The 3,667-nt window shown below is 47.7% G+C and carries 1 protein-coding gene, 2 tRNA genes and 1 rRNA gene; 3 read left to right on the top strand and 1 reads right to left on the bottom strand.

What is annotated here, in order from left to right:
* Positions 1-71: 71 nt before the first annotated feature.
* Positions 72-1,244: a thiolase family protein gene (locus FD47_RS13855; protein ID WP_056980807.1), complete on the bottom strand. Its 1,173-nt coding sequence runs from the start codon at positions 1,242-1,244 to the stop codon at positions 72-74.
* A 482-nt stretch (positions 1,245-1,726) separates the two neighbouring features.
* Here FD47_RS13855 and FD47_RS13850 point away from each other — a divergent pair.
* The 3 genes from FD47_RS13850 to FD47_RS13840 all read left to right on the top strand — a co-directional run bounded on the left by FD47_RS13850 (position 1,727) and on the right by FD47_RS13840 (position 3,617).
* A 16S ribosomal RNA gene (locus FD47_RS13850) occupies positions 1,727-3,300 on the top strand.
* 142 nt (positions 3,301-3,442) lie between these two features.
* Positions 3,443-3,516, top strand: a tRNA-Ile gene (locus tag FD47_RS13845).
* Between the two features lie 28 nt (positions 3,517-3,544).
* Positions 3,545-3,617: transfer RNA gene (locus FD47_RS13840), tRNA-Ala, on the top strand.
* Positions 3,618-3,667 lie beyond the last annotated feature (50 nt).

Raw genomic sequence — 3,667 nt, 5'->3', positions numbered from 1 at the left:
CAGGTGTTGCACTTCAATTTTAAATCGAGGAGTTTTATTTTTTGCTAAAGTATGACGAAAGTTTTGAATGTTCAACGGGCTTTGATCAGCATTGCCGACCCCATGCCACCGCCCATACATAGGGAGGCGATGCCGTACGTTTTGCCAGTACGCCGAAGGTTATGGATTAGGGTGGTTAAAATTCGGGCACCCGAATCCCCCAGGGGGTGGCCCAAGGCAATTGCGCCGCCGCTGATATTTAATCGATCATCCTTAATTTTAAGGTCCCGACTGACCGCCATACATTGGGAAGCAAATGCTTCGTTAATTTCGAACAGATCAATATCGTCAGTTGTCATTTGGTGAGCAGCCAGTGTTTTTTTGATGGCGTAGTAAGGGGCGTATCCCATGATGGCGGGGTCGATTCCCTGTTCAGCGTAACCGATAATTTCGGCCAGGGGCTGTTTTCCCAATGCCTTGGCGTTTGATTCGGTGGTTAAAATTAGCGCTGCTGCACCATCGTTTAAGCCGGCAGCGTTTCCTGCAGTGACGGTACCGTCTGATTCAAAAACCGGCTTAAGCGCCGCTAACTTTTCGATTGTTGTGTCAAATCGCACCGGTTCATCTTGGGTAATGACTGATTTTGAATGGCGATCGGTTAACGGGACAATCTCATTGGCAAAATTGTTCTGGTGGATTGCTGCTTGAGCCTTGAGATGGGAATGAAGTGCAAATTCATCCTGGACTTGGCGTGAGATGTTAAATTTGCTGGCAATATTTTCGGCGGTGATTCCCATTGGTCGATTGGAAAAGGCATCTTGAAGGCCATCTCTTTCAAGACCATCGTATTCAGTAATCGAGCCGAATTTTTTGGGGCGCCGTTGATTCATATTATAGAACGGAACGTTTGACATGCTCTCCGTTCCGCCTGCCAGAATCATCCGAGACTCGCCCAGTAGAAGGGCCATCTGGGCCTGGCGGACGGCTTTTAGTCCGGAACCACAGACTTGGTTGACGGTGAAGGCCGTTTTGTCCTTGGGAATTTGGGCTTGAAGTTCAATTTGCCGGGCAATGTTTTGCCCACTGCCGGCTTGAATGGCATTCCCGAAAATCACTTGGTCAATTTGAGTTGGCGATAGCTGGGCATCGGATAGGGTGGCTTTTGCGACGTGAATCCCTAAGTCGACGGCGGTATGATTGCTGAGTACCCCGTTTAATTTGCCGATGGGGGTTCGTTTTGCATTCACGATAACGATTTTATCCAAATATTGACGACTCCTTTTCTGTATTCATGTGACAGTATACCGACAGTTGGTCAATAAAGGCGAACTTATGCTTCTGTTTTAGCGTTTTCTTAGCTTTTTCAATGAAATATGAAATAATTTGACAAAACCTGTTGACCTGACCTGAAATAGCTGGTAATATATTATTCGTTGCTTCGATACGAACAACATATACCAATTGCTTCTAAAAAGTTTTTCTTGACTTAAAAGATTCGATGATATATAATTAATCTCGTTGCTTAAAGCAAGAAGCAACAACAACTTATCAACATGAAGCGTTAAACAGTTTCAACAAAATGTTTGATGCTTCGAAGGTAGACCTTTGAAAACTGAATAAAATTTTCGACAAACAAATTGTGTAGGGTGCTTCGATTTATTCGAAGCCAAATTAACAAATTGCGAAGTCAATTCGTGAATAACAAACAACAAAAATAATCATGAGTCACAAATGATCATTTTAATTTTAAGATGAGAGTTTGATCCTGGCTCAGGACGAACGCTGGCGGCGTGCCTAATACATGCAAGTCGAACGCGTCTTGGTTAATGATGTTAGGTGCTTGCATTTAACTGATTTAACATTGAGACGAGTGGCGAACTGGTGAGTAACACGTGGGTAACCTGCCCTGAAGTGGGGGATAACACTTGGAAACAGGTGCTAATACCGCATAACAACGAAAACCACATGGTTTTCGTTTGAAAGATGGCTTCGGCTGTCACTTTTGGATGGACCCGCGGCGTATTAGCTTGTTGGTGAGGTAACGGCTCACCAAGGCCATGATACGTAGCCGACCTGAGAGGGTAATCGGCCACATTGGGACTGAGACACGGCCCAAACTCCTACGGGAGGCAGCAGTAGGGAATCTTCCACAATGGACGAAAGTCTGATGGAGCAACGCCGCGTGAGTGATGAAGGGTTTCGGCTCGTAAAACTCTGTTGTTGGAGAAGAACAGGTGATAGAGTAACTGTTATCATCTTGACGGTATCCAACCAGAAAGCCACGGCTAACTACGTGCCAGCAGCCGCGGTAATACGTAGGTGGCAAGCGTTGTCCGGATTTATTGGGCGTAAAGCGAGCGCAGGCGGTTTTTTAGGTCTGATGTGAAAGCCTTCGGCTTAACCGGAGAAGGGCATCGGAAACCGGGAGACTTGAGTGCAGAAGAGGACAGTGGAACTCCATGTGTAGCGGTGAAATGCGTAGATATATGGAAGAACACCAGTGGCGAAGGCGGCTGTCTGGTCTGTAACTGACGCTGAGGCTCGAAAGCATGGGTAGCGAACAGGATTAGATACCCTGGTAGTCCATGCCGTAAACGATGAGTGCTAAGTGTTGGAGGGTTTCCGCCCTTCAGTGCTGCAGCTAACGCATTAAGCACTCCGCCTGGGGAGTACGACCGCAAGGTTGAAACTCAAAGGAATTGACGGGGGCCCGCACAAGCGGTGGAGCATGTGGTTTAATTCGATGCTACGCGAAGAACCTTACCAGGTCTTGACATCTTCTGCTAACCTAAGAGATTAGGCGTTCCCTTCGGGGACGGAATGACAGGTGGTGCATGGTTGTCGTCAGCTCGTGTCGTGAGATGTTGGGTTAAGTCCCGCAACGAGCGCAACCCTTATTGTCAGTTGCCAGCATTTAGTTGGGCACTCTGGCGAGACTGCCGGTGACAAACCGGAGGAAGGTGGGGATGACGTCAAATCATCATGCCCCTTATGACCTGGGCTACACACGTGCTACAATGGACGGTACAACGAGTCGCGAAACCGCGAGGTCAAGCTAATCTCTTAAAGCCGTTCTCAGTTCGGATTGCAGGCTGCAACTCGCCTGCATGAAGTTGGAATCGCTAGTAATCGTGGATCAGCATGCCACGGTGAATACGTTCCCGGGCCTTGTACACACCGCCCGTCACACCATGAGAGTTTGTAACACCCAAAGCCGGTGAGGTAACCTTCGGGAACCAGCCGTCTAAGGTGGGACAGATGATTAGGGTGAAGTCGTAACAAGGTAGCCGTAGGAGAACCTGCGGCTGGATCACCTCCTTTCTAAGGAAAATTCGGAAACCTACACAATGTCGAAAGTTTTGTTCAGTTTTGAGAGATCTACTCTCAAACNTCGGAAACCTACACAATGTCGAAAGTTTTGTTTAGTTTTGAGAGGGTTACTCTCAAACGATGGTTACGCTTTGGGCCTATAGCTCAGCTGGTTAGAGCGCACGCCTGATAAGCGTGAGGTCGATGGTTCGAGTCCATTTAGGCCCATCACCGGCCTTAGCGACCGGAGTAACTTGGGGAATTAGCTCAGATGGGAGAGCACCTGCTTTGCAAGCAGGGGGTCAGCGGTTCGATCCCGCTATTCTCCATTGACGCGTGAGCGTCAGAATTTGGTTCTTTGAAAACTAGATAATATTAA

Source organism: Lentilactobacillus parafarraginis DSM 18390 = JCM 14109, from assembly GCF_001435895.1.
Taxonomy (GTDB): domain Bacteria; phylum Bacillota; class Bacilli; order Lactobacillales; family Lactobacillaceae; genus Lentilactobacillus; species Lentilactobacillus parafarraginis.
This window is presented reverse-complemented; position numbering and strand designations above follow the sequence as displayed.